Origin of the sequence: Paenibacillus sp. FSL H3-0457, assembly GCF_037981725.1 — a bacterium.
Classification (GTDB): Bacteria; Bacillota; Bacilli; order Paenibacillales; family Paenibacillaceae; genus Paenibacillus; species Paenibacillus amylolyticus.
The window spans coordinates 5,276,857-5,302,584 of sequence record NZ_CP150283.1; the positions used below are offsets into that span (position 1 = coordinate 5,276,857).

Annotated in this window: 26 protein-coding genes; 1 reads left to right on the forward strand and 25 read right to left on the reverse strand. The window is 47.7% G+C overall.

Going from position 1 to position 25,728, the window contains the following annotated elements:
- Positions 1-186 precede the first annotated feature (186 nt).
- From alaS to MHH25_RS23320, 6 genes are all read right to left on the reverse strand, one after another.
- Positions 187-2,817, reverse strand: coding sequence for an alanine--tRNA ligase (gene alaS / locus MHH25_RS23295; protein WP_340018262.1), 2,631 nt, complete (start codon positions 2,815-2,817; stop codon positions 187-189).
- Between the two features lie 435 nt (positions 2,818-3,252).
- A complete protein-coding gene (locus MHH25_RS23300) occupies positions 3,253-4,320 on the reverse strand; it encodes an AI-2E family transporter (RefSeq protein ID WP_036616947.1) in 1,068 nt (355 codons plus the stop codon).
- A 295-nt stretch (positions 4,321-4,615) separates the two neighbouring features.
- Positions 4,616-4,825 (reverse strand): hypothetical protein, encoded by a 210-nt coding sequence (locus tag MHH25_RS23305; RefSeq protein WP_017686815.1) that lies wholly within the window; start codon positions 4,823-4,825, stop codon positions 4,616-4,618.
- A 10-nt stretch (positions 4,826-4,835) separates the two neighbouring features.
- Entirely contained in the window at positions 4,836-5,357 is a 522-nt protein-coding gene (locus MHH25_RS23310) for a PRC-barrel domain-containing protein (protein WP_017686814.1), read from the reverse strand.
- A 164-nt stretch (positions 5,358-5,521) separates the two neighbouring features.
- Positions 5,522-6,673 carry a cysteine desulfurase family protein gene (locus MHH25_RS23315; protein WP_340018263.1) on the reverse strand — a complete coding sequence of 384 codons (1,152 nt, stop codon included), beginning with the start codon at positions 6,671-6,673 and terminating at the stop codon, positions 5,522-5,524.
- 324 nt (positions 6,674-6,997) lie between these two features.
- Positions 6,998-7,147, reverse strand: coding sequence for a hypothetical protein (locus MHH25_RS23320; RefSeq protein ID WP_340018264.1), 150 nt, complete (start codon positions 7,145-7,147; stop codon positions 6,998-7,000).
- Positions 7,148-7,793: 646 nt separating this feature from the next.
- On the opposite strand from MHH25_RS23320, the gene MHH25_RS23325 reads away from it, so the two are divergent.
- Positions 7,794-8,057 (forward strand): hypothetical protein, encoded by a 264-nt coding sequence (locus tag MHH25_RS23325; protein ID WP_340018265.1) that lies wholly within the window; start codon positions 7,794-7,796, stop codon positions 8,055-8,057.
- Between the two features lie 62 nt (positions 8,058-8,119).
- Here the strand turns inward: MHH25_RS23325 and MHH25_RS23330 are convergent, their stop codons facing one another.
- The 19 genes from MHH25_RS23330 to MHH25_RS23420 form a co-directional block, all read right to left on the reverse strand.
- The gene (locus MHH25_RS23330; protein WP_340018266.1) at positions 8,120-8,428 is read right to left on the reverse strand and encodes an STAS-like domain-containing protein; all 309 of its coding nucleotides are present in this window, start codon (positions 8,426-8,428) and stop codon (positions 8,120-8,122) included.
- Positions 8,413-9,306, reverse strand: coding sequence for an ATP-binding protein (locus tag MHH25_RS23335; RefSeq protein ID WP_340018267.1), 894 nt, complete (start codon positions 9,304-9,306; stop codon positions 8,413-8,415). The genes MHH25_RS23330 and MHH25_RS23335 overlap by 16 nt, the downstream gene beginning before the upstream one ends.
- Before the next feature lie 93 nt (positions 9,307-9,399).
- Positions 9,400-10,332 carry a glycoside hydrolase family 25 protein gene (locus MHH25_RS23340; RefSeq protein ID WP_340018268.1) on the reverse strand — a complete coding sequence of 311 codons (933 nt, stop codon included), beginning with the start codon at positions 10,330-10,332 and terminating at the stop codon, positions 9,400-9,402.
- On the reverse strand, positions 10,319-10,597 hold the full coding sequence (locus MHH25_RS23345) for a phage holin family protein (RefSeq protein ID WP_315937637.1): 279 nt from the start codon (positions 10,595-10,597) through the stop codon (positions 10,319-10,321). The genes MHH25_RS23340 and MHH25_RS23345 overlap by 14 nt, the downstream gene beginning before the upstream one ends.
- Before the next feature lies 1 nt (position 10,598).
- The gene (locus MHH25_RS23350) at positions 10,599-10,994 is read right to left on the reverse strand and encodes a hypothetical protein (RefSeq protein ID WP_340018269.1); all 396 of its coding nucleotides are present in this window, start codon (positions 10,992-10,994) and stop codon (positions 10,599-10,601) included.
- A gap of 53 nt (positions 10,995-11,047) precedes the next feature.
- The gene (locus MHH25_RS23355; RefSeq protein WP_340018270.1) at positions 11,048-15,139 is read right to left on the reverse strand and encodes an LPD38 domain-containing protein; all 4,092 of its coding nucleotides are present in this window, start codon (positions 15,137-15,139) and stop codon (positions 11,048-11,050) included.
- Positions 15,140-15,151: 12 nt separating this feature from the next.
- Entirely contained in the window at positions 15,152-15,487 is a 336-nt protein-coding gene (locus MHH25_RS23360) for a lytic transglycosylase domain-containing protein (RefSeq protein ID WP_340018271.1), read from the reverse strand.
- A 59-nt stretch (positions 15,488-15,546) separates the two neighbouring features.
- Positions 15,547-17,295, reverse strand: coding sequence for a hypothetical protein (locus MHH25_RS23365; protein WP_340018272.1), 1,749 nt, complete (start codon positions 17,293-17,295; stop codon positions 15,547-15,549).
- Between the two features lie 52 nt (positions 17,296-17,347).
- Positions 17,348-17,506 carry a hypothetical protein gene (locus MHH25_RS23370; protein WP_340018273.1) on the reverse strand — a complete coding sequence of 53 codons (159 nt, stop codon included), beginning with the start codon at positions 17,504-17,506 and terminating at the stop codon, positions 17,348-17,350.
- Between the two features lie 745 nt (positions 17,507-18,251).
- Positions 18,252-18,761 carry a hypothetical protein gene (locus MHH25_RS23375; RefSeq protein ID WP_340018274.1) on the reverse strand — a complete coding sequence of 170 codons (510 nt, stop codon included), beginning with the start codon at positions 18,759-18,761 and terminating at the stop codon, positions 18,252-18,254.
- A gap of 78 nt (positions 18,762-18,839) precedes the next feature.
- Positions 18,840-19,562 (reverse strand): hypothetical protein, encoded by a 723-nt coding sequence (locus tag MHH25_RS23380; protein WP_340018275.1) that lies wholly within the window; start codon positions 19,560-19,562, stop codon positions 18,840-18,842.
- A gap of 11 nt (positions 19,563-19,573) precedes the next feature.
- Positions 19,574-20,971 carry a hypothetical protein gene (locus MHH25_RS23385; RefSeq protein WP_340018276.1) on the reverse strand — a complete coding sequence of 466 codons (1,398 nt, stop codon included), beginning with the start codon at positions 20,969-20,971 and terminating at the stop codon, positions 19,574-19,576.
- On the reverse strand, positions 20,968-21,525 hold the full coding sequence (locus MHH25_RS23390) for a hypothetical protein (protein ID WP_340018277.1): 558 nt from the start codon (positions 21,523-21,525) through the stop codon (positions 20,968-20,970). Before MHH25_RS23390 ends, MHH25_RS23385 begins: the two co-directional genes overlap by 4 nt.
- Positions 21,526-21,536: 11 nt before the next feature.
- Entirely contained in the window at positions 21,537-21,749 is a 213-nt protein-coding gene (locus MHH25_RS23395; RefSeq protein ID WP_340018278.1) for a hypothetical protein, read from the reverse strand.
- A gap of 12 nt (positions 21,750-21,761) precedes the next feature.
- Positions 21,762-22,061, reverse strand: a complete 300-nt coding sequence (locus MHH25_RS23400) for a hypothetical protein (protein WP_340018279.1) — start codon at positions 22,059-22,061, stop codon at positions 21,762-21,764.
- A 9-nt stretch (positions 22,062-22,070) separates the two neighbouring features.
- Positions 22,071-24,431, reverse strand: coding sequence for a hypothetical protein (locus MHH25_RS23405; protein WP_340018280.1), 2,361 nt, complete (start codon positions 24,429-24,431; stop codon positions 22,071-22,073).
- Between the two features lie 3 nt (positions 24,432-24,434).
- Positions 24,435-25,016 (reverse strand): hypothetical protein, encoded by a 582-nt coding sequence (locus MHH25_RS23410; protein WP_340018281.1) that lies wholly within the window; start codon positions 25,014-25,016, stop codon positions 24,435-24,437.
- A gap of 11 nt (positions 25,017-25,027) precedes the next feature.
- A complete protein-coding gene (locus MHH25_RS23415) occupies positions 25,028-25,504 on the reverse strand; it encodes a head fiber protein (protein ID WP_340018282.1) in 477 nt (158 codons plus the stop codon).
- The gene (locus tag MHH25_RS23420; RefSeq protein WP_340018283.1) at positions 25,416-25,706 is read right to left on the reverse strand and encodes a hypothetical protein; all 291 of its coding nucleotides are present in this window, start codon (positions 25,704-25,706) and stop codon (positions 25,416-25,418) included. The genes MHH25_RS23415 and MHH25_RS23420 overlap by 89 nt, the downstream gene beginning before the upstream one ends.
- Between the last annotated feature and the right edge of the window lie 22 nt (positions 25,707-25,728).

Below are 25,728 nucleotides of genomic sequence, written 5' to 3' on the forward strand. Positions count from 1 at the left end.
TGTTTATATAATAACATATTCTGACTGCCACAAGTAAACAAAGGATAAGGCAATTGTGTTTTTTGCTTGTCCTTTACTGGCTTCAGCATATTGCATCATTCGATTCCACACGCTCTCGGGTACAAAAAATAAACGAACAGAACCATTTCGATTTATTTTTTGACGATTGAAAGCCGTTCAATGGATTTATGCATTATGCCCGCTAACCAGCGAAACCGCCAGTTTCAGCGCTTCATCCAGCTTGGTCGCATCCTTACCTCCGGCTTGCGCCATATCTGGACGTCCACCGCCACCGCCGCCGCATACTGCTGCGACTTCTTTGACGATTTTGCCTGCGTGTAATCCTTGTTTTACTTGTTCAGCAGGTACTGCTACAACAAAATTCACTTTGCCGTCCGCTGGAGCACCCAATACGAGTACCGCGTTAGGCAATTTTACTTTCAACTCATCTGCCACTGTACGCAGCGCATCCATGTTCGGAGCATCTACGCGTGCTGCCAGCAATTGTGTATTTCCTGCTTGTACCACTTGATCGGTCAATTGACCCGCTTCCATGGCACTCAGCTTGCTTTGCAGGGATTCAGTCTCTCTGGCTGCTTCTTTCAGTTGTTGGTTCAGACCTTCAATCCGTTTAGGTACATCAGCCACATTTGCTTTGAGCAGTGCTGCTGATTGTTTAAGCAGTTCCAACTGGCTTTCCACATACAGATATGCGCCGCGGCCAGTTACAGCTTCGATCCGGCGTACGCCGGAGCCAATTCCGCTCTCGCTCACCAGTTTGAAGATTCCGATCTCTGAAGTATTATTTACGTGACAGCCGCCACAAAGTTCCAAACTGTAGTCTCCGACTTGAACAACACGTACAATATCTCCATATTTTTCGCCAAACAGGGCCATTGCACCCATTTCTTTGGCTTCATCAATAGCTTTCAGCTCGATGTTCACGTTCAGACGATTCCAGATCTGTTCATTCACCTGACGTTCAATCTCTGTCAACTCTTCCGGCGTAATACTACCGAAGTGAGAGAAGTCAAACCGCAGACGTTGTGGCTCTACGAGCGATCCTGCCTGGTTTACGTGTGTTCCGAGCACATCTTTGAGTGCCTTGTGCAACAAGTGGGTAGCCGTATGGTTTTTGATAATGTCGCCACGTTTCGCTGAGTCTACTTCGGCATTAATCACATCGCCTACACGCAGTTCACCAGACTCCACAGTCACCAGATGTACATGTTGTCCAAGTGGAGCTTTGAACAAACCTTGTACTTTTGCTGTTACACCAGCACCTCGCAGCAAGCCCTGATCACTCACTTGACCGCCACTTTCCGCGTAGAACGGAGTCTTGTCCAGAACAACCTGACACGTCTGTCCTTCGCCTACAGATTCAACAAGGGCGTCACCAGCTACGATGGCTACCACTTTTGCTTCCGTCAACAGGTCAGTATAACCAACAAACTCGCTTTTAACCTCCAGGTCAGCAAGTGGTCCGCCCTGAACTTTCATGCTCTCGTTCTCTTGGCGCCCAGCACGTCCAAGCTCACGTTGTTTCTGCATGGAAGCATCAAAACCTTCACGGTCCACAGTCAGACCATGCTCTGCGGCATAATCTTCTGTCAGGTCAAACGGGAAACCGTACGTATCATACAGTTTGAAAGCTTCAGGACCGCTAATAACGGTGCGTCCTTCGGATTTGGCTGTGCCGCTGATATCAGCCAGAATAGCCAGACCATCTGTTAGTGTTTCGTGGAAACGTTCTTCCTCGGTTTTGATTACTTTGGCGATGAACTCCTGTTTGTCTAATACCTCAGGGTAGTACATGCCCATCACTTCACCAACGGTTGTTGTCAGTTCATACAGGAATGGACGGTCAAGCCCAAGCACTTTTCCATATCGAACTGCACGGCGAAGCAAACGACGGATGACATATCCACGTCCTTCATTACTTGGCAGAACGCCATCACCTACTGCAAAAGCAACCGTACGGATATGATCGGCAATGACTTTCAATGCAACATCAATCTCTACGCTGTCGTTATATTTCACACCCGCAAGAGCAGCTGTTCTTTGAATCATCGGTTGGAACAGGTCTGTGTCGAAGTTGGAATCCACATTTTGCAGAATGGAAGCAAAACGCTCCAAACCTGCACCTGTATCAATGTTTTTGTTAGGAAGCGGTGTGTAGCTGCCGTCCTTGTTATGGTTGAACTGGGAGAATACCAGGTTCCATACTTCCAGGTAACGTTCGTTTTCCCCACCTGGATACATTTCAGGATCACTCATGTCGTTTCCGTAAGCTTCGCCGCGGTCATAGAAGATCTCGGTACAAGGTCCACATGGGCCTTCGCCGATATCCCAGAAGTTTTCATCCAATTTAATGATACGCTCAGCAGGTAGTCCTACTTTTTCGTTCCACAGTTTGAAAGCTTCTTCATCTTCCGGATATACCGTTACGGAAAGACGTTCCGGATCGAAACCGATCCACTCTTTGCTGGTCAAGAATTCCCAAGCCCATGTTACGGTCTCCTCCTTGAAGTAATCTCCAATAGAGAAGTTGCCAAGCATTTCGAAGAACGTATGGTGACGACGTGTTTTACCAACATTCTCGATATCATTGGTACGGATACATTTTTGGGAGTTCGCAAGACGCGGGTTCTCCGGCTTCTCACGTCCGTCAAAATATGGTTTGAGCGGTGCCATACCTGCATTGATCCACAAAAGAGAAGGATCGTTGTGAGGCACGAGCGATGCGCTCGGCTCGATTTTGTGACCTTTACTTGCAAAAAACTCTATCCATTTGGACCGGATTTCACTGGCTTTCATACTGGATGCCCCCATTAAATTATAATAGTCCGTTGCGTATTCGCTCCGGTTGGTCAACATTGTTTTGGTAAAAATAAACACAAAAAACGCCCCTGAATAATCAGGGACGATGTTATCGCGGTACCACCCTGGTTATTGCTGTTCATCCCTTGCTGCCCGGACAAACAAACAATCTCCTCGTTCATGCGAAATAACGGTCGCTCCCGGCAGGGTTGTCCTGCACTCCGAAATTAGCTTTCCGCCGCTTCATCTTTCAAGACTCTTCCAGCCATCAATTCAGGCTCACCCTGATCCGATGAAGTCTATTCTCTGAGGAAAGGAACCCTCGGCGTACTTTATTTCATCATCGATTTCATGTTCTCAACATACACACTCATTATATCGGTAGCACAAGCGGGTGTCAACGCGACCTCGTTGATGTTTTACCCCTGATAATTAGTCGGTCCTTCGTTTGATGTAATAGGCGAAAAAGTGTTGCACAATCACCTTCAGCACGGCAAAAACGGGTACTGCCAAAATTAAACCTACAATGCCTGCCAGTTCACCTCCGACGAGCAGTGCAAATATAATCGAAAGTGGATGCAGATGCAACGTACGTCCCACCACCTGAGGAGAAATAACATTACTCTCCAACACTTGGCACAGTGTGTTCACAATGACAACAAGTAGTACCATTTTAAACGATACGGTTGATGCCATGACCACAGCAGGAGCAGCTCCAAGGAAAGGCCCCAAGTAGGGCACAATGTTAAACACAGCTACAATGCTTGCAAGCAGCAGGGCATACGGCATATCAATGACGATATAACCAATGTAGGCAAAGATACCAACAATGACACAGACAATAAACTGTCCCCGAATGTAGTTCCCCAGTGCAGTATCGATCTCTTTCATCACCGAGACAATCGCTTTCCGACGTGAACGCGGAAGATACGCCACAATGGTGCGCTCAAACACCTCAAAGTCTTTTAACATATAAAAGATCAGAAATGGCACGATAAACACATTGAATAACACATTAATGGTCGCCCCGATATTGTCCATGAGCACAGCAATTCCCTGAGTTAGTCGATCCTCCATCTGAAAAAACCAACTGTTCATGCCTGTTCGCACACTTGGCGGCATTAATTTGTGATCCATATTGTTCATCAGGCTCTGGGCACGCATGGACAGTTCCGGCATATGCTCGTTGAGTTCCCCTAGCTGTTCAATCAATACCGGAATGACATTCATCAGAATGACACCGAGGCAGGTCAGGAAAAAGGCATATATGAGTAGTACCGCAATCGTACGCGGCACCTTGCGCCCTCCCAGCATGCTGACAATCGGATTAAGTACATAGGATATGATAAGGGCTACGATAAAGGGTGCCAGCACTGTTTTCAGGAACGCATATATGTGAAGCAGTAAAGGCCGCAGTAGCCAGATAAAATATAAAATGATCAATCCGAGCAGCAGCCAGATCGCGTAACGGAACAGCTTGTTTTTGGTTAATTGCTCCACTTGCATCTCTCCTTTTGGACTGGCTCTGAGAGTCAGTATATGTAGGAAAGGTAATATTTATTAACACAGCGCAGAAGTGGAAAGGAGTAATCCGAACATTTTTTCTTAAACCCAAAAAAACGCCTCCTTCATCAGAGAAGGAAGCGCATTTTGCAGTACGGGTTAGCATATAATCAACCATACACCAGCCGAACCACTATGTAACCGCATCTATATACATCTGCCAACAATTAGCGACAGCCTCCCATGACAGACATTGTCATGAAACCGCATATAGAGGAAGTTATTCTGCTTATTAAGAAGAAGCGTGAAGATGAGGGAAGTCTTGTGGCAGCTCGTCCCCGAAAAACAGATCATCCAGGGAACTCAGCGTACCGTCTTCTTCCACCTGATATACAGACATTTTCTCACCGTTCACCGTTAATTCAATAAAGCATCCCCAGCAATAAAACTGGTGGGAACCAATTTTCCCGATATCTTTGGAACTACAGTTTGGACATTTCATATTCATTCACCTATCCATTAACAGAATGAATGGCATTTTCCAAGCGTTGTTCACTCAGAGAAGGCACCATAATGGCACTTTCCCCGATGGACATATCGCTTGTACATGGCAGCCATTTGCGGCCCTCGATCAGATCGGACACAAAACCGTCCGTAATTTCAATCCCTATTATTGTATTTCCCAACTCTTGGTCAAAATAAACATCGGAGACACGCCCGAGCAGCAAACCTTCTTCGGTGAGCACGGACATCTCCTTCAATTTAGACCGACCGAGGAGGTACGTGTATTTTATGTCGTCGGCTCCCGTCTTGCGGACAGCCTGTTGATTACGGATCATGACGGCATCTTCGCCGTAGGCAACGATATCTTGCCACTGCACGATTTTGACATGATTGGTAAACAGACCTTTGTTCTCAAGCTCAATGCCTTCGATCTCCCAATCATCATTCACAATGAAATCCTGGATTTTACCGACCTGCTTCCCGTCCTCAACATCAAAAACGGCAAGTCCGATCATTTCCTGAAGCTTCATCGCTGGGTCCCCCTCATCTTCTTATCATTAAATAGGCGCGGCGCTATTGCTAGGTATGCCCAAAGTTGATGAGTGGCAATCAGACGCCGATCATCAAAACCGCTTCTATCCAACCGATGAAATGGAACTTCTTCCCTCCTTCTGTTCCATGTGTAAAGTTCCCCTTAGGGTCTATTACGCAGTCGTCCAAGAATGGTTCCAATTTTTTCGGCGGTTATCATGATTTCTTCCGTAGTATTACCCAATCCCCAGCTAAATCGAATCGCAGAGTGTAAAAATGTTTCAGGCAATTTCATCGCTTTGAGCACATGAGAGACTTCAAGTGAACCGGAAGTGCAGGCAGAACCGCTTGCAACAGCAATTCCTTCCATATCCAGATTCATTAACATCGTCTCTGTGGACACTTCCGGAAAGCTGATATTCAGGATGTTTGGCAGCGTATGCTCCAGGTGTCCATTCACGTGAAAGTGCTCCGTACCCACATGAATTTCAAGCTGTTCCAACAAAAGTTTACGCAATTCCAAATCATGCTGACGATGCACCTCCGTCTGTGCTGATGCAATCTTGAGAGCCTCTGCAAATCCGGTAATACCTGCGATATTTTCCGTACCAGCCCGACGCTGACGCTCTTGCAACCCACCGTGAGCTCTTGCTTCCAGCACAATTCCTCGCCGTACATAGAGTGCACCCACGCCCTGAGGTCCGTTGATTTTATGCGCAGAGAAGCTGATCAGATCCACAGGCAGTTCCTTACAGGAAATATTCTGGCTGCCCAGAGCCTGAACCGCATCGGTATGGAAAAGGATATTATGCTGACGTGCAAGCTCACCCACCTCACGGATCGGCTGAATCGTGCCTACTTCATTGTTGGCATACATCATGGTAATCAGCACCGTATCCGGCCGAATGGCCTCTTGCAACTCATCCAGATTTATTCGTCCATGACGATCCACAGATAGATAGGTTACTTCATAACCTTGCCGCTCCAATTCCTGACACGTATGCAAGACAGCATGGTGCTCAATTGCGGTTGTAATGACGTGTTTCCCCTTATCCTGCCTGGATGAGACTGCTCCAAAGATTGCCAGATTGTCGCTCTCCGTGCCACCTCCGGTGAATACCAATTCGTCCGGGAGACAGCCCAAAGACGCCGCAATGACATCCCTTGCTCCGCTGACAGTCCGTTTGGCCTCACGCCCAAAGGCATGGATACTTGATGCATTGCCAAATTGTCCTGTCATGACGTTCATCATCGCTTCTGCGACTTGTGGATGCATAGGTGTCGATGCGGCGTGATCCAAATAAATTCGTTTCATTTATCTTCACCCCGTTTTATGTTAAATTATCTTATTTTTCTGTTATGGCATGGATAAAGCCCCCAAATGGGGGCTCAAGTATGTTACCATGTCATGCTCATCGCAGTCATTGTTAAATGTAGAACATCTATTTAATGTAACCTACAAGCTTCTAGTTTAATCTATATAATGCTATACAGCAAGCAGGTTTTCGGGATTTTATATCTACTTATATCTACAAGCAAAAACAAGCATCTACAACTCATTTTGTGGGTAAAATGAGGGTAGAAAAAAAGAGCTAAGGAATCCCATTCGATGGACTCTTCAGCTCTTTTTTTTTGCAATTCAAATTGCGAATATGTACTCGGCTTTTGGTGAAGTCACTTTTACAGTGACGGGTGAGTCTATTTCATGAACCTCAATTACAATCTTCGCTAACTCCTCCGCGGCATTTCTGTCTAGTGCTTGCTTAATCTCAATTTGATGAGTCTGCATTTTGCACATCCTTTACTGTCATGTTTACCCTTTGAGTCACAGAATGCTATAATCAAGGCATCTTAGTTACTCTGGAGGTTAATAAGTGAATGTCTCCCGCGGGAGGTGTTTACTCGGAGATTTCATCCAAGCAAGAGGTTGGACACAAGCGCAATACGCGGACAAGGTTAACAGACATCCGAGGGTAATATCTCACTTCTGCCAGGATGAGCGAGTGATGTTACCTGAAGATCTAGTCGCCGCATCTATCGTGTTTCAATGCGCCATGAACGACTTCTATGAATGGGATATAGAACTTGATATCGAAGAGTAAACGGCGGTTGTTTCTCCGCCCTCCCCTGGAGGTTTCAGAGCAAATTGCTCTGAAATGTTGTTATGTAAATAATACCTTTTTCCTATGACATTCGGTGTCGCATTGTGTCGAACGTCCCGAAGGTAAAACTTTACATCTATTAGCTTCTGCAAACGATGAATTAACTTTACACGGAAGATATACTTCACATTATACACGGAACATACGTTCTTGTTAATGCGTATTATATTGTCGAATATTATCTATATATTATCGTTTATCTGTTTTAACGAAGTAGCTTTAACGGATGTTTTTGGTATGATTTAAGTAATCACCCTAAGAGAAGGTATGCAAATGAATCTATTTAGAATGGAAGTTATGGCGAATGGGTTCTCCCTTCACGTCTTCTATAGTGAGACTGAGGAAAGAGGGCTCAAACAATGCAAGGAGTATGCAGCCGCATTTCAGCGGAAGGTTAACAATATGGAACTCAAAGTCATCATTCAGAAGAGGGACAAGCAGGAGAACAGATGGCATTACAAGGGTGTGCCATTCGAGTATTATAAAACACTTACGAAAAAGCCCTTGAAGCAAAAAGAGAAAAACCCACCGGAATGAGCTGGTGGGTTCAAATTTTTCACGTAAAAAAGCCCTACCTATGAATAAGGTAGAGCTTTTTTTTAAGCTTTGACGTGTTGCTTTCTGTCATTCACTTCGTAAGAAAACCGATCTCTAATCGCTTCGTTAATCGGTCTAGTGGTGTCCTTAAACCCTAAATGGTTTTTTATGAATTTAAAATCGTAATTTTCCAGCAAATCAATAAATGCTGAATTAATAAATGAAGATGAGACGCTGTCCAATCCTTGAAACGAAACAATAACCTTTTCATTCACTTCAAAATTCTGGAGTAGTTGAGTGCGGATTTGGTCGCCATCTGCATTGGAGTAACATTGATCGACATGGTCAGTAACTTTTAATAATCGTCCCATGAAAAATCCTCCTCTACAATGTTATCAATAGTGTCTGTTCTGAATTCAATTTCAATTAGTGTGCCAGGATAAAAACCAGAAGTTTTTTCTACACTAATATCGATCTCTCCATCAGTGTTTGTAGCACTAAGTATACCATGGTTGGAATGGATGTAAACCTTCCCTTGGTTATTTTTTACCACATTGCGTAACAAGAAATGCAAACCAGCACCTCTGTTTTTGGGTGTCGACTTGCTTGAAAAACCATGTTGTACAGCCAATCGCAAAGCTTCAGCATCGTCAGCACTCGGTGATATACGTTGTATTGCTGTTGGAATCCCCACTCCGAAATCCGAAATCGATACTGTAACAATATGTTTTTTCGGATACTGTTGAATAAAAACGCAGCCCATATGTTCTAAAGAATGGTCAGTAATATTATTGAAGACTTCACTCATCGCGGCTTTTAACTCACTTAACGATTCGGTAGTTAGACTAAGTTTTCCCGCTAACCAATAAATTACCCTATCTAGATATTGGTAACTTCTTTCGTATGTGACTTGGGCTAATGGTAAAGTTGTTGGTCGTAACTCAGCTTTGTCGTCTAGTGTTTTTTTCAAGTATCTTTTGAAAAACATTGAATCGTCTAAAAATGCCATTGGGCAATTCCTTTGAAATCTTTTAGGCTTTCGATATGTAACGGTAACCTTCCTTCCTTGTTTATTTAATCGCTCAATGAGATTACTGAGTACAGTTACACCCACAGGTCTGATGAATTTAAGTTCCGTGAAGTCGAAATCAAATTCATCATCCCGCGGGCGCATATCATTGTCTAAAACCTTCTCCACGAATCCATACATTGTTTCTCGTGTGAACTCTCTGGGTAAAAATACCTTCATTACTTCACCTCGCAAGACATAATTAGGTATATACTACCACAATTTATAATTGTTTGGCATCTAATTATATCTTACGGATCATTTCACCAAAAGTTAATCATTTAACTCAATTTGTTTCAGGCGTTTGTCCAAATCGGTAACATTACCATTTGTTGTGGTGAGTAAGGCCAGGATATTTTTCCTGAGCCGATTAATGACTGCTGCTGTTTCTTCCCTCGTGATCGGCGCACCTGGACGTGTCCCGTCAAAATAACCATTGGCTGTCACCTCTGCCCATGCCGATTCTGCCCACTTGCTGGCCACGTTAATGTCTTTCTCCTGTGTCACTGGCTTGTCCTCCTTAACTGGTTCACTCTTCTTTGAATACTTAGCTTTCAGTTCGGCTACTGTCCCGTCAAACTCATTCAGATCCACAGCACCGTTGATCCCGTCAACCTTACGATTACCCCGTGGCAAATATCCACCAGCCGCCCCATCGCTGTACTGCCAGAAATCCCAACGCGTCCAACCGGAAGCATCAGCAGGCGTTTGATTACTGTAACGTGCAATCCACAATGGGTACCCGTTCAGACCGCTGAAATTGCCGATGAATGCCGGATAAGTGTATACCAATGGCTTGACCCCTGTAAGCCTGTGAACCTCTTCCAGAAACGTCTTGGCTACAGCCGTAATCGTTGCTTTGCTGAAGCCCTTTTTGTTTGATTCATAGTCCATAACAGGTGGCAAATCAAACATACCAATCCCACCAGCATCCTGAATGGCCCTGTAAAAATTCTGAGCTTCTGCCTTTGCGGCATCCACACTGCCGGCAGAGTCATCTACATAATGGTATGCACCGATCAGCAGGCCAGCCGCCTTGGCATCTCTGACAAACTGCAGAAACTTTGAGGACCGGAAGGACTTTCCCTGTGTGGCCTTGATAAACACAAAGGAAATCCCATCCGCTGCCACCTTTTTGAAATCGATATTGCCGTTGTGATGGGATACATCAATCCCCTGAGCATTCCCCTGTTTACGTGCTTGCATCTGTACCAGCTCCCTTTTTCGTCTGCTTCACCAACTGATTCCCGTAAACCGCCACAGCGCCCACTAGAACGCCCTGTACCACGCTCTCCACGCTCAGGCCAAGCATCAGGATAGAAAATACAATTGCTACACCGGAAACGATATAAACTATGGTCCAATCCTGTACCTTTGGCGTTTTCTTGAGAACGTACCCGATCACCCAGCAGGCTGCCAATACGATTAGCAGCCTACCATCAATCAACCCTTGAATAATGTCCCATTCCACACTACATTCCCCCTAACTTAATCCCGGCCCATACAGCCGCGATAAGAAGTCCAGTCAATCCAGTTAATGCCGCACCATACACGGTACGCTTTAGCCACTTTTGATCCTCGTCATGTTTATTTAAACGCGTCAGCGCATCGGCCGCATTGCGCTTGGCTTCATGAGCCACATCTGTTGTCTTCTTCAATTCAGCTTCAAGCTCAATAATCCGAAGAGTCATTTGTTGGGCCGCCTGTAGGGCTTCTTTGGAAATCTCTCTGACCTCAGCCAAGCCTGGAGCCAAAGCAGCCAAAGGCTTTAAGGCTTCCTCGATCCGTGCCAGTTGAACCTTCAAATCCACAATCGTATTCACATCCTGCACCTGCATAGCCGTCACACCTCCTGGATTAGAATCCATCTGATTTCCCCCTTCTCTATGAAAAAACACGCCCAGGAGTTGAGCGTGTTGGTCTATTTTTGGAGCTTCATGGCCTCTCTCGAAATCTCATTTCTCTGGGCAAGCAACGGCTCAATCTGGTCTCGTTTCTGTTTAGCCGATAAACTTGCATCGCCCTCTATCGTACGGATCTGTTTATTGATCTTGCTCATTTTCTCAGTTGCCCGATCCAGCACCTTCAGCTCAAGTGCTTTGGACTTGTCAAACGGAACCCCATTTAATTTTGCTGAATCCTTCTCGTTGGACAGCTCCGTCTTGCGGGTATACAGCTTGTCGGTTCCCTTCGTTGATTGCAGCGGATCCACAAGAAAGGCTTTCAGGAATGGACGCTGTTCCAAACGCTTTTCCGGACTCGCAGGCCGATCTACTGCACCTACACCTTTCAGAATAGAGTCCATTGCCGACGTGGCGTAGGTACCAAGTCCGGCCGTCAGACCCTGAATGGTGTTATCCATGATCCGTGGCGAGCTGAAGTTCTTCAGCATTCCCTTTTCGCCTGTCGCTTTGGACATAATACCAGCCAGAAGCTTGGCCACCTCTGTCGTCCGAGTTGGATCGTATTGATCCTTATACTCCAGTCCCTGTTCACGCTGCGGGATGATGGAGCCTTCACGGAAAAACGAGTAATTGGACATGCCCTCAATAAATGGCCATAATCCGGTGATCTGCACCGGCACTGCAGCATCGCTCATGGTACGTCGCATGAAACCGTCGAAAGCGTCGGGATCCTTATCCAGGACAAACTGTGCAGCTCGTTCCGGAAGATTGGCGAAGATCGGCGCAATATCAAAAGGCTTCGGGATCCGGGCCACCATGTCAGTACCAGGGATCGCCATCAGCCAAAAGGTATCGCGCATCCAGTCCGGAGCATCGGATATGGTCTGTTTCTGCGTCTCGTTAGCATACTGCCTGTTGGCCGCAATAATTGCCAGCGTGGGCAGCGTAGTTGCCGCGAACATACGAGTTGTTGTGCCTACAGGATTCTCCTTGATTGACCGGATGAGCTTGCTCTTACCCTGGATGTTGGCATTGAGGAACGCGATGATCTTGTTAGCCTGGCGTACACTTGATCCCGCACGGGCAAAGTCCATTAGATCCCGTGAGCGATAAGCTGCCTCCTGTTTACTGACGCCTGAACGCAATGCCGCCCGATACTCACCTACTTTGGTAGCTGACTCGGTGGTATCTGTAATGGCACGAAGCATATTGATAAACGCTTTGCCTGTAATGACGTTAACAAATTTCTTGCCTGGCTTCTCGCGTAGGACACTCTCCAATGCTTTTTTATGAACCTCGCGATCCATCGAAAGCACGTTACCATAGGAACCCAACTCATTAATCCATTCCTTGTATAGGGGGCCCTTCTTAATACTTTGGATAAGACCGACGGTAAAGTCTGTAATAGGGTTGAATCCACTATTACTGGTCACGTATGCCTGCAAGACATCTCGCATCGGGTTACGCAACGAAAACTCAGGTGTCAGAGTTGCGCCGGCACGAAGCAGGGATGCAGGCTTGGACAAGATATTAATGATCATATTGGATGATTCCTGGTCCAGATTAAGCATGGAGCGGTACACTTCCGGTTCCACTTCATACTTGACGTTTTCCCCGTTCACCCGGACATTGACCACGTTCTTCCGGCCCACTTGCTCGTCCGGACCAAGCTGACGAATGAAATTCTCCTCAACATCGATATCAGCCAGGCGTTTCAGCTGCGTGGCCACTTTATTCCGCTCAGCTGCGTTCGTGGACTGGAAGATATTCCGCACCATATTAATCAGCGGGTCATCCACCTTACGTTCCGATCCCTTCAGGGTCTTGATCGGACTGGCCACATTGGCGAGTGCCTGGGAGACACTACCTCCAAACCCTTCTGCAGAGTCTTCAAACGCGCGGAACATCGGGATATAGTTCTGCCACCGATCAGCGAGCACATCGGATAGCTCCTGACTGACTACGCCGTTATCCACCAGCTCTTTCATCATATCGCGGTTGAGCTGAACCAACCCCTGCCGAGCTGCTTCGAGTTCGGTGTTCTCATACTTCCGGATTACTGCTGCGATCTCGGCGTTCGTAAAACCAGATTTAATGCCTGCCGCGTTAATATCCCTGGCGTGCACAGCCACAGCATAATTCCCCAGCTCATCCGCTGAATAACCGGCATCTTCGATCTGATTGATCAGTGGAGCCAAACGCTCCTTCACCACCTGATTCGCTTTCTCCGGCGTGCCCTTAAAGAGTCGGGCCATCTTATATATGCTGTTCTCAGCGCTGTTCACCTTGCCTGTGACCCGCTTTTCCAAACCCTCAAGCGCTGCATCTTCATCAACGAACTGCGTCCGTACACGCTCCCACTTCTTTTCAAATGAGGTTGTTGATTTTTTAACGCTACCTCTGCGAACTTTGCCGGCAAACGTTTCAGCTGTACCTGCGCCGCTCTCGTTGAAAGCTTTAGCAGCCTGGCCCTCTTTCGTGGCAAGTCGTTCCTGCTTCCGCAGCTCTTCTTTGGCCATCCGATATACTTTCTCGGCGCTCGGCCTGAACTGTTCCCCAAGCTCCTGAACCATTTCCTCGGTCCAGTCCGAAAACTTGATAGTCCCTTTACCCAGCTTGGCGGCTCCGATAATCGCATAGTCGCCCCACTCTGGTAATGGGTTGGAATTGAGATTGCCCCGGCGCTTGGCAATCCGATCACGTGCAGCCTGTTCAGCAGAGTCCAGGAAGTCATACACCCGATCGCGGGCACGTGATTTCTGAACGACATCCACAACCTCCGCAGCTTCCTGTTCCACACGAGTAGAGAGCCGCGGCGCTTGCTCAGCAGCCTGGACCGATCTACCGGGGCGACTTAATAGGAAATCGTCCGATGCCGGTTTAGGTGTCGATGGCACAGACTGTTCTGATTGATACTTCCGAACAGCTTCTGTACGTGGAATAGCCACCGATGGGTTAGGACTGATATTCGTGGCTGTGTCCACCTGATTCAATGGCTGTTGCTGCGGTGTCGCTCCATCTGGAATATCTGTTTGTTGTCGCAATACTGGAGTCGGTGAAATGTCCGTTTGTGCCGGCACTGTTTCAGGCAATCTTTGACCAGGACTGGCAGACGGATTGGCCATATCTGCACCTTGGCTGACTGCTGGAGGAAGAGTGTCTGGTAGAGCTGCCCCTGCTCCCTTGGACTTGGCCAGTAATGAACGTATCCCTGCACCAGCTCCGGCAATCAACAAGTCACCACCTGCCCCTAAGCCTGCGCCCAATGCCGCACTCTTGAGAACATCACTGTTACTATGTTGGCCTTGGATCAGTCCCATACTGGTATTACTGATCGCACCTGTAGTAGCCCCGCGAATGGCCGTCTCTGCCACTTTGCCCGCTGTTGTGGGACTCAAACGTGGCAGGACTTTATTGATCCCTCCACCGACTAAATTCGTCAGACTATTACCGGCACGAGTAGCCATCAATCCATTAGCAGCACGCCAGGGTGCGGTGATCAAATTGCCACCGGCAGATGGGTTAAATCCTGCACTGAGGATACCACCGCCGATACCTACGATATCAGCCACTCTATCCGCTGAAGCATTGCCTGTAGATCCAGGAGCCATGGACGGACCGCCAAGAAGCATGCCGCCCCCTGTACCGACTGCACGCGTCACAAAACCGCCCACGGGGTTACCATAGGTCAGATCATTCATTAAATTGGAAAATGGAGAAACAAAATCAGCAAATTTACTTTTGGCTGCACTGTCAGCTATCTTCTGCTTGTTAATCTCGTACTGGCTCGGCTGAGGTGGAATTGGCGTTGGATTGACGCCTGTCGCTTGCTGGTATGCCTGGATTGCTTGTGGATCCCCCGCCAGCGATCTTCCCAAGGTGGAATTCATATAAATGTCCGAACCAGGTTGAGTGAGTGCAGGCGGCAAGGCTGACTGCAGGTCTCTCATTGATGGCTGACTGGCGATATAACGCTGTACCGCCTGAGTCCTCGGGTTGATCTGCGCATTCGGCTGCTGGAGACTAAGCGTCCCATTCAAAGCGGACTCCCGGATCTCCATGGCCTTTTGCCTTTGATCGGCTGAAAACTGTTCTAGCCTTGTCGCCATACCTCTTCCTCCTTAATACCATTTTTTCTTATCCCAATGCTGCAGGGCTTTAACTGGATCTCCATAACGATTCTCAATATATTTGATACCGGCAATAGCTTGTTGGTATGGATCGTTCCAGTTTACTGAACTGCCGCCATAATTCTTCCTGGTCATGTCCAAGAACTGAAATAACCCGGCTGCAGAAGATTTGGGATTCTTCGCATTCGGGTTAAAACTAGATTCACGCGCAACCAGCTCCAGGGTAGGTTGTAACCAACTATCCGGTTTGCCCGCGGCTTTGAGCGCACTACTCACTGCACTGCTGGCTGTGGAGTAATTATTGGGATTCGCTTTTGCATCTTTCACTGCCTTGTAATAGTTATTATACGAGAGCGCCCCACCAGTCCCGTTGGCCGTGGGGCTGGCTACTTTCCCGCAGTATTCGCTCCGGTTGGCGTCGGTGTCGTGATGTACTTCTTGTCGAAGTCCTGAATGTCTTTTTGGGTTAAGCCCATAGAGAGCAACACTTGATCATCCTGCCCTACTGGTAGGCCATAGCCCGTAACCTGCATATATATTTGCTCTTTTGTTTTCGAATCGGTTGGTGGCGTGAATTTCCCGTCTCCATCAACAAATTGTGATTGCAAGGCACCCAGTACCTGACCAGGCGTCATCCCGTTGTACTCAGCTGCAGGTGCGTTTTGTAGACCGAGCCAAGCACGACTGTTCTCGTCCTGACTGATTGCCGTCATAGCATTGCGGTAAGCATTTTCATCCTGACGTTTTAACTCATCCATTGCGTAGTTCATGCCGAATTGATCTGCGTTTTGTTGGAACTGCGCTCCCCATTGGCTATCTGCCACGGCATCACGTGCTTTGGCGTATGCGAATTGTTCTGCGCGGAATTGATTATCGATCCCCACCTGCTGCTGGTTAAACGCTTGATTCTGTCCAGCGAGGGTAGGCTGGCCATTCGGGTTCGTTGCCTGACGTACCAGACCACCCCAATCGGATTGCGGTGTGATCAACTTGCCGGACGCATCCATATACATTCCTGCTGCTTGCAAGTTCGCCTGTTTGTTGCCCAGATCAATCTGTTGACCTGCCAATGTCCGAATACCTGGATTCACCTTCGCCATTTCTGAACGACTAACGTTAGCTCCATATTGACTCGCATCGATCCCCATCGAAGTCAGCTGGTTACGAATAAAGTCTGCCTGCTTGCTGAGCGCGGATCGATCCTCTGCAGAGATTCCTTTTGTCTCGGCTTGTTGCTTCAGACTGAGCAAATTGTTAATAGCGTCCTTGGCTGCGGTCGGAAGGTAGTTGCCGGTGACCTGCGCTTCGGTCAGCGGATTCTGGAAGTACTCCTGATTCTGCAGGCCGTAGAGGTTGCCAAGATTCCCGATCGCATCCTGACCAACACCATAGTTCATCTGCTGAACCTGCAGGTCTCGGGTGGCATCATCACTGTAACGCTGATATGCCTGCTGCATGAGAGCTGGAACCAGGTTATTGGCGATACTCTCCATGGCCCCTGTGCCGATCTGGTTGGCCACCGTTTCACTCCAAGACGATTTACCCTGTCCCGTTGCACGTAAGCCGGCATTCGTATCTGCTTGTTGCGTGGCCACATTCCGTTTAGCTTCTGCCAGTTGAGCCTGATACGCTGGATCGGTTGTCTGATCGTACGAAAAAGCATCCGGTTTCGTGAACTGGAATCCGGACTGATTATTGATGAAGTTATCGATTCGGCCAAGCGTTGCCTCTGTACGGCTACCTGGTATTGCAAAGTTGTTCTGTGCTGCAGGTGCCGCCTGTACATTAGAAGCAGCTGGAGCCATTGGAGCCTGATAGCCCAGATTCGTATTCAGATACTTGGTCTGCGCAGAAATATCCAAGCCCTGGTTCTGCCGGTTCGTGATTGTGGCCAGAGTTCGAGCAATCTCGCTTTGACGGTAGGCATCATCGTTTTTAATCTGAGCCTGGTTACTCACAATGCCTTGACGCCCAGGCACATTAGCTGAAGCGTAGTTAATTCCCCCGTTGCCAAGCGTTGGCGAATTGGCTGCACCTGTTACTGTAGGCGTTTTGTTCGCAGCAGCCACACCCATCGCAGTTGGAATAGGGTCCTTCTTCTTAGTAACGACAGTACCCGTTGTTTCGTAAGCCATAGCGCACCTCCTTTTGGGCATAGAAAAAAGCACCCATATGGGTGCTCTCAGGTTAATCCTTGATTAATTTGTGAAATAGAGAGATGAAGTCCTCGTGTTCACCATCATGTGAAGGTAATCGGTTACGAAGCAGTTTAAGTAGTTCCTGCTCACTTATCCCCAGTAACTTTGACAGACTCTCTTGAGTCACATTGAAGCAAGTCTTTTGCATGTTTCCCCCTCAAATGCGGGGTGTTGCATAGCAGATGTATATGCTATACTATCGTTGACTATAGTCAATGCTGAATAATGTACTGCGTTACATTTATGTTGAAGAACTAGATGTAACGGACACAACCCGCAACACCCCTTAGATTTTGTGTCACCTACCTACCGCCAAGTTGATAAGGTGACGACCTGCTGAGCTGCTAATTTAGCGGCTCTTTTTATTTCTTCATATTCCCTTGCAAAATATTCCCTCCTCTCGCTTAATCCAATGTAGCAAAAAGACTGGATTCACTCAACAGATTGTCAATGCGGGAAAATGGTGTGTAATACTAACACTTTGACCATTCTCGTCTCCTCAAACACTACTCTAGCATAGGTTTTATTAATCGAGTAATGAAACAGTGGCAATAAAACTTTTTTTTAATAATTCTCGAATATCGTCACATTTTGTTCACATTCAACTTAATTGACATCGTAAATTCGCTTCAGACGGAAATCAGCAAAATAAAAAGACCCTCGAACGAGAGCCTTCCAGATGCATTAATCGTTGCTCAATTTCTCAACCCACGTACCGGTTCTCGCGTTATAAATCGTCATCTCTCCGGTAAATCTGTTTTCCTTAATCGGATACTTTGTCCCACCTGCAGTTATAAATTCAAGATATCTATACGGTGTCGGATAAATTAGCAAACTAAACGCAACAAGAATTATCAGAGCCCCTATGAAAGTCGCTGTCAAACGTTTCACTTCTATTTCTCCAACTCAGCCAGCTGGGATTCAAGATCAAGAAGCAAATCTTCTTGTTCGATTAAGTTTGCTTCACGCATTTTAAGGAAATTTTCCTCGCCAGTGCTATCTTTTGATGGATCATTAATTATAGATTTACTAGCATCTATGAGTTTGTTAGTGTCAGCAATTCGCTGTTTTACATCCACAATTCGTTGCTTCAACTTTCCTACTTGTTCTTCCACACTTTGCCCCTTTCCAGGACCTGTCACAGTCGCGGATGACTTCTCGTCCAAGATAATCTTCTTGTTCTGCATGCTCACGTCATAGCCCGCAGCTTCACCGATCACACGAACTGGCGCATAGCTTTTTCCATCAACGATAATTGCAGTATCCAAAGCCTGGCCATTCAGTTCAACGACTGCTTCTCCCTGAATCTTTTTACCTATTAAAGATTGAATATCATCTGCGAAGGCTGAAGCGGAAAGGACGAATACGGCACCAGCAAGGAATCCAGCAACATACTTTTTCATTTCGAATCTCCCTTATACCATTTTCCACCAATATACCACAGCTTCCGCAGTTAGATATCCAAATTGCTCCAAATTGTATCAGCCTTCTTCTAAAGCTTCGATACGGTCAAAGATTTCACGCAGCTCATCACCTAACGTTCGACCAGGGTTGTCAGCATAAAGTCTATCCCAGTTTGAAAAACTCATTTGAGCCGCATTTACAAAAATGGTCCCTGCAGCCTGCAAGCCTAATGCCGAATCACTTTCAAAGATGGGATAGCCTATGAGGTTATGAATCCTCCCGCGCGGAGTACCTGCTACTGTGAAGCGTAAAGCAGGAGATCCTCCGTAGTCAGGCTCTATGACAACGTGGTTGTTGGCATCGCGAAATGCCCCGAACACATTCCCTGTAGCGCTCATCTCACAACGAGGGTACGCATTACGCCGGGTAGCGATATAGGAGCCGTAAATCTCAATTGACTCGATTAGACCTGCAACAATGTGCCCCAGGTTCGCACTGATCGCGGATAGCTCGCCTACGGTGATCTTCTCGGCCGTAACGGCACCAGCTGTAATCTTGTCCGTTGTGACAGCGCCGGCAATCAATTTATCTGTCGTAATCGCTTCAGCCTTAATGTTACGGGCTTCGATGCCATCCGCGCGAATGTTCTTCACATCCAGGGTACCGTTAATCATAAAGTCGATATCCTGCAGGCTACGTGCAATTTTATTGATGTTGTCTTTCAGGTACGCGTTCACTTCCCCAAAATCATTAAACGTAGGTGGATTCCGGAATGAAGGCGCTACGTCTTGAATCCCCACGGTATCCCTCCTTAATAGAGCGGCAGCTGCCGCACCTGTCTTGTAATCTCATGAAGCCGGATCCAGCCGGTACCCTCCAGTTTTATCCGGACGGTATTCTCCAGGGCAAACTTCCGGACTGGGATGATAATCCGCTGAGCTACTGAAGAAGATGCCATAATGGTATTCACCAGATCCCAACTCTCTCCGGATGCTTGACTGGACAAGCTAATTCTCAGCACACTACCCGTGGCCATCTCTGCGACAATCCACATCTTCAGCCAGCGCTGTTTTTGTGCGATGGATCCATTGGTGAATGGCTTGGTCACGGCTTTCCAGGCAATCGGATTTGAGCTATCCACCGTCCCACCTAATTTGAGTACCTGACCGGAAGCGGTACCGAAGTACAGATCTTGGCCAATCGCTGCATAGCATGTAGGCGTTGGTAATAGCCAGCGTGTCCATGTGCCAATTCGCGGATCATAGACCAGGGTCTCTCCGCCTTGTGTGCTGAACAGAAGCAGTAAGCCATCGGAACCTGCTGCACTGGCGCTACTAACATTGCTATAAAACGTCCTGATCAGTTCGCTAAAGCCTTTGTCCGGAAGTGCCGCAGCCGAGTATTCATAGATCCCCGACTTATGCATAAAACGCAAAGAGCCTTCACGAGCAGCGACAGAATTGTTATTGGCCACGCCCTCGTCATCGGTGACCACTCGGCTGTTAAAGTCTGAGGGCTGTCCACCCATTAGCAAATGAATGGAAGACGGCATCCCGATCGTCAGCCGGTACAGGCTGCCTGATAACATGTTGATGTCCTCACCGTGGGACGATTCAATTGTTTTACGGTAGCTGTCCTGCTGATTGCCGGCAAACTGATTCCAGGTCTGCGGTTGGTCCAGTGCAGAGGACCACAGCTCATTCCCTACAGCGCACCAGAGCCTGTTCTGATACGTGGTGATGTATTTACCGTTTGAAGGTGCTCCGCTCAGTACAGACACACTGGAGCCGTTATATCGGCGCATGGAATCAACGCCATTGCATCCGATCAGATTCACGTCCCCCAGGTTCCCATCAAAGTTGGTGAAGGACCACTCTGCAGATGTATTCAGGCCGCTGGCGAGTGTGGTCCAGGCATTGCCGATTAACCGGCGCCAGGTACCATCGTTGAACACTGCATGCAACTCACGGCCTTTCCATACACCCATGCCTAGAACTCGACTACCAAACGTTCCCTGAATGGTGTACCCAGGACGGGTAGACAGCGCAGGGTAATCATCCGTAGACATGTTCTGCAGCTCCGTGAAGTAGCTGTCCTCAATAGAATATGGATCGTAGGTGTTCAGCCCCCGGAACTCACGAATCGGAATAGGCTGCATCATGCCCTCGATGGGCTGGCTCTGCGTCGATTTATACTGAACCGGCCTCATTGCCCTGCACCTGCCTGATAGTTCTGAGCAGCCACATTCCATGCAGCCTTGTACTGGCTTTCGTAATTCGATGCCTTGGTCATGTCGTCCTGACTATTGGCCAACATCGATGCCAGACCAGGGATGAACGTCCAGTGGTATTCCTCTGGAGCATCCGGCGGAACCGTAAGCATTGTAGATAAGAACTGGCTAGTGGCCACTCTTCGATAACGTAACACACCTTTTAGGCTACTGTATGGCGCAGGGAACAATGATAGCGTTCTGGTGTCATCAGAGAACGTATAGGCGTTCTGCGCAGGCGTCACGTCGTCCCGAACCAGACTCTTGTAAGTGAACATTCCCACCATCACGAGATCAATATTTTTCTGACTGATTTCAGACAGCAGTACGTAGTCAGATTGCCCGGATACACATTCGAAAGTGGTAATCTTGGGAATCTTCACTACATTGAAAAAATCTTGATTTAAAGCGTTCAGCCATACTACTTTATCCGCAATCGGTACGTCATTCGGCACAAGCATGTCCGCTTCGGAAATAATTATGTTTAAGTTCATGGGCTACACCTCTATTCTACAAGGCCGATGGTGTCCGTATATTCTTCCTCTGTGATAAATCCGTTGTCTCTTGCTTTATCAATTTCCGTCTTGGTATATGTTACAGAAGCGTATTCCTTTACAGGCGTTTCATAGGCAGCCATAATCTCCGGGAACCGCTTGGTTCCATGACGAAAAATCGCCGTCGAGTAAGCAATCTTTAGTGAATTAATAATCGTGGCCATGTCGTTTCCTCCTTATGAGCTGGTTGCAATCGTTTCCCAGATATCGATGATCGCAAGGTTTAGGCTAGCCGCTTCTGCTTCTGTAGCAGAAACACGTTGCTCCAATTCAGTTAACCCTTCAACTGGCGTACCTTGCTCAGAATCAGATTTCAAAGATTCGTCCAACACTGCTTTCCCATCCTGCCAACGATAGTATCCAACATTAATGCCAATCGGGAGCGGCGTTGGAATCTCTACCTCCTGGTAGTCTTCGTATTCGTACTCAATAATGTCACGGATGATGTTTCCGTCCAATTTGATATAAAACTTCATAGGGCCCTCCTATTGAATTAGAGCGATTATTTTACGGATGTCTCCAGCAGACCCACCTTCTTTGGCATATCCAATGACCCCGACGTCTGTCTCTGACATAAGAGCAGCTGTGTTACTTACCCTTGCCACTTTCTCGCTTGGTATTTTAAATACATTGACATATGGAGAAGTGTTAGATACAAGAGCTAAGTAAACTCCGTCAGGTGATAACGCCAATCTATTTGCCGACTGACTTTTTGCGTCTTTGGATTCAGATACTCGAAATAATAGATCACCCTTCTGACTGTAAGGCAAAATATCTGGAGCATTATTAGATTGCACTAAGAATAGTTTCATTTTATTGGGATGGTACGATATATCACCTGTAAGTGACGCTTTTGTTAGAGCATCAGGCGCCTTAGTGAACACATCTGCAAGACGCTTATAAGTCGTCATACCCATCCCTACTGTGTGAGAGAAGGTGAGGTAATTATCATCATACGAAAAAGATATACCTGATCCTGAGGATGGCGGAGTTATAACAGGATCTGATACCTTGGATAATACATCCCCAGACCTTTTGTAAATCAGAATATATGGGGATGTATTATGAGAAACTGCTATAAACTCACCACTATTCGAAACTGCGAGATTTCGCGGGTTAGCTACGATTGGATTTACACTCGGGTCAGCCAATTTTGTGAACGTGTCACCTGAGCGCTTATACATTGCAAAATAAGGAGATACAGAAAGCGTCATGTAAATATAGGTTCCATCACTAGCCGCCCGAAGATAAGTAATATTTCCACCTGGCAGTATAGTAGGATCAGGTAATTTGCTAAACGTGTCACCTGAGCGTTTGTATACCAGCAAGTATGGCGCACTACCTACTCCTACATAAAGGTAATCAGCGTTTGGCGAAAAAGCCAAAGCGTTAGGTATTGAGCCAGGTAACACACTTGGGTTTGCTAATTTGTTGAACGTGTCACCTGAGCGCTTGTAGAGCATCAAATAAGGACTGGCATTAGTTCCGACGGCGATATAGTCGTTTCCCATAGCTATACCTATGCTTGGGCCAGGCGGTGCTGTCGACAGTGCTGGTAACAGTTCTATTGGCGGGGTATACATCCTCACCATATCCCCTTGTGCGATTTCCTCGCTATAGGTGACGGTCATTTCCGTCTGACCGGGTATTTCCACCTCCCCTCCACCACTATCTGCTAAAAAATCCGAACCAACACGTCGGAAGGTGTACGGCTTCCCAACCAACAGATCGCCAGCAGCGTAAGCAGTGCCATCTTGCTTTTTAAGTGGAGTTGCACCTAATCCATTGATATTAAGCGTCGCTCCAGGGGCATTTGTTACGTGTGGCACAATCGTGATTCCGAACCCGTTAGGCAATGTAGTCGGGACTGGGTTCAACGTTACAACATAAGCTGAGCCTGTGCCCGTGGTACCTGCGTACCCAGGTTGCCGAATATAGTTTGCGTTGACAACGCTGATCTGAGTGTCTGTATAGACCTTAGCATCTTCTATAGCAGCATCCGATTTCCCATCCGCGTACTCATTAGCAGCAACAAGTGCCTCATCCGCCTTTAACTGCGCCCCTGTCTTGGTTTCCCCATCCTGGCGAACAAACTGTGCATCCAATCCGCTCATTAAACCTGAAAGCCCACCTGTCACAGCCTCAGGGATGACGTCCGTGCCGCCCGGGAGATGGGAAGTTGCATGAGCACCTGGTGTAGCAGTGCCTGTTGCCGTCACGGTCAATCGCTTTGTGGCTGCATCTTCGGTGATCGTAATGCCGGTACCACCTGTCAGTTGAAGCGTATCAGACTTCGATGTGGCCACAACTCCATTCACACCTGAGAATGCATTCTGGTTAACCTCTGCCTCAACTTCGATCCCATCAAGTTTCTGCTTATCTGGCGGTGACAGCAGGCCCTTCGCTGCGGTTGTCGCTTCAGTAGTCTCCGCTTTACCATTCCACGCGGCCTTCTCAGCGTCAGAAACAAAGCGGTTCGCCGCATCCTGCGCAATGATCGCTGGTGGGTGAGTCGCAGGGTGAACATATTTATTTGCCTCTGCTTCCACGCCTTTGAGCTTGGTATAGTCTTCAGGAGACATGAACCCTGGTGTGGTTGGCGTCGCGTTTGCATGCGTATGAACACCAGGAGCCTTGCTATTCCAGTTGGCTTTATCTGCAGGCGTAACGTGAATCGTCGTATCCTCAATGTGAGCATTGAAATTCACGTTCTGCTCATCGGTGTAATCCTTAGACTCTTTCAATGCATCGTCGGCTTTTTTCTGCGCACCCTGGGGTGTCTCCCACTGCGGCGGCTGTCCACCTGCAATGTCGGTGCTGGTATCTCTCCATGGGAATCTACTCATGCTTTACCACCTTTCATCTACGGCATACCGTTCATAGCCATTGGAAGCAGACTGATATTCCGTATACAACTGCATGTACTTGTTGTTATACTCCTCTGCCTCGTTGCCGCTGGTAATCTCTCGCAGCACGCCGTACACCAGGAGCATGTCATAATCCGGATCAAAGCCGGTATCCTTGTCCATCTCTTCCAGTCTGAGCGGGTACAGAACGGGAGCATGGAACACCTTTATCCCATAAGCCACATCTGCACCAGGTGTCGGTACGATCCCGATCTGACCTGCTTGGAAATAGTGGTATGGCTGAATCGATGCGTTGTGGAACTGCCTTAGCGGCAGCCGGACATACACATCATCACGCAACATCGTCACCTCGGTCACGGCACTCTGGGGGCATGGCAATGTGTATGCCGGCTGATCTTTAACCAGGTCAATCGCCGTGCAGACCGTTTCGGATTGCTGCTGAGCTGAACCCAGGTTACGCAACAGGCGATCCCGCACCTGTGTAATCTTGCGCAGGATCGATGCCGGTGACAGCGTATGTGGTGACTTCTCGATAATCTCTTCTATTACATCGCTCACCTTCATGTCTGAGCCCCCTATGAAATGACGCCAGCAGTACGAAGCTTGGCCAGAAGAGAATTGAAATCAGCCACAAGTCCTGCAACGTCGGTCGCTGTACTGTTAGCCTGTGCCGCTGCCTTCGTTCCGGTCAGCTTGGCATCCAGTGCAGACTGTAGACCCGTAATGGCTGCCACAGCATGAGCATGGTTACCCGCTGCAGCTGTTGTACCCGTTGTACCGATTGCCAGACTCGATGTGCCCGCCCCGATAGCTGTACGAGCAGCTGCTGCAGACGCGGCCTTCAGAACTGATTTACCCGTGTCGGTAGCATCAGTAATATTGTCTACGGTCACGGCTCCGGATCCGCCGCCACTTCCGCCCAAGTCGATGGGCGCTCCAGTCTCGTCCACAAAGACAACGTAATCAGCTTCCCGCTTTTCGGGAAGTCTTGGTGCTTCGGCTGCGGGAATTACCTTCTGATAGTTCGGCTGCCGGGTGTGATTGATTGGCATCGTTTATCCCTCCAATAAGTTTTTCAATTAATACATTCATGTGCTGCAGTTCCTGTCCTCTGGGCTGCGTCCGGAAACGTCTACTCCTGGCAGACTGCCTGCCCCGTACCCGGCGACTGACCAAGGATCTCTCCAGCAACTGATTGGTGCGCTTCTGCTCCGCATGAATTGCATTCAGTGCCTGTAGTTCATCTCGGTACATGTTACACCTCCAAAATAGAAAA

Coding starts and splice junctions, on each gene's coding strand:
- MHH25_RS23330 (WP_340018266.1), bottom strand. CDS start 8,428: ATGGGACGATTATTAAAAGTTACTGACCATGTCGATCAATGTTACTCC.
- MHH25_RS23375 (WP_340018274.1), bottom strand. CDS start 18,761: ATGAAAAAGTATGTTGCTGGATTCCTTGCTGGTGCCGTATTCGTCCTT.
- MHH25_RS23325 (WP_340018265.1), top strand. CDS start 7,794: ATGAATCTATTTAGAATGGAAGTTATGGCGAATGGGTTCTCCCTTCAC.
- MHH25_RS23320 (WP_340018264.1), bottom strand. CDS start 7,147: ATGCAGACTCATCAAATTGAGATTAAGCAAGCACTAGACAGAAATGCC.
- MHH25_RS23420 (WP_340018283.1), bottom strand. CDS start 25,706: ATGTACCGAGATGAACTACAGGCACTGAATGCAATTCATGCGGAGCAG.
- MHH25_RS23390 (WP_340018277.1), bottom strand. CDS start 21,525: ATGAACTTAAACATAATTATTTCCGAAGCGGACATGCTTGTGCCGAAT.
- MHH25_RS23395 (WP_340018278.1), bottom strand. CDS start 21,749: ATGGCCACGATTATTAATTCACTAAAGATTGCTTACTCGACGGCGATT.
- MHH25_RS23415 (WP_340018282.1), bottom strand. CDS start 25,504: ATGCCAATCAATCACACCCGGCAGCCGAACTATCAGAAGGTAATTCCC.
- MHH25_RS23355 (WP_340018270.1), bottom strand. CDS start 15,139: ATGGCGACAAGGCTAGAACAGTTTTCAGCCGATCAAAGGCAAAAGGCC.
- MHH25_RS23305 (WP_017686815.1), bottom strand. CDS start 4,825: ATGAAATGTCCAAACTGTAGTTCCAAAGATATCGGGAAAATTGGTTCC.
- MHH25_RS23370 (WP_340018273.1), bottom strand. CDS start 17,506: ATGCAAAAGACTTGCTTCAATGTGACTCAAGAGAGTCTGTCAAAGTTA.
- MHH25_RS23310 (WP_017686814.1), bottom strand. CDS start 5,357: ATGAAGCTTCAGGAAATGATCGGACTTGCCGTTTTTGATGTTGAGGAC.
- MHH25_RS23385 (WP_340018276.1), bottom strand. CDS start 20,971: ATGAGGCCGGTTCAGTATAAATCGACGCAGAGCCAGCCCATCGAGGGC.
- MHH25_RS23400 (WP_340018279.1), bottom strand. CDS start 22,061: ATGAAGTTTTATATCAAATTGGACGGAAACATCATCCGTGACATTATT.
- MHH25_RS23350 (WP_340018269.1), bottom strand. CDS start 10,994: ATGGATTCTAATCCAGGAGGTGTGACGGCTATGCAGGTGCAGGATGTG.
- MHH25_RS23405 (WP_340018280.1), bottom strand. CDS start 24,431: ATGAGTAGATTCCCATGGAGAGATACCAGCACCGACATTGCAGGTGGA.
- MHH25_RS23410 (WP_340018281.1), bottom strand. CDS start 25,016: ATGAAGGTGAGCGATGTAATAGAAGAGATTATCGAGAAGTCACCACAT.
- alaS (WP_340018262.1), bottom strand. CDS start 2,817: ATGAAAGCCAGTGAAATCCGGTCCAAATGGATAGAGTTTTTTGCAAGT.
- MHH25_RS23365 (WP_340018272.1), bottom strand. CDS start 17,295: ATGGCTTACGAAACAACGGGTACTGTCGTTACTAAGAAGAAGGACCCT.
- MHH25_RS23315 (WP_340018263.1), bottom strand. CDS start 6,673: ATGAAACGAATTTATTTGGATCACGCCGCATCGACACCTATGCATCCA.
- MHH25_RS23340 (WP_340018268.1), bottom strand. CDS start 10,332: ATGCAAGCACGTAAACAGGGGAATGCTCAGGGGATTGATGTATCCCAT.
- MHH25_RS23335 (WP_340018267.1), bottom strand. CDS start 9,306: ATGAAGGTATTTTTACCCAGAGAGTTCACACGAGAAACAATGTATGGA.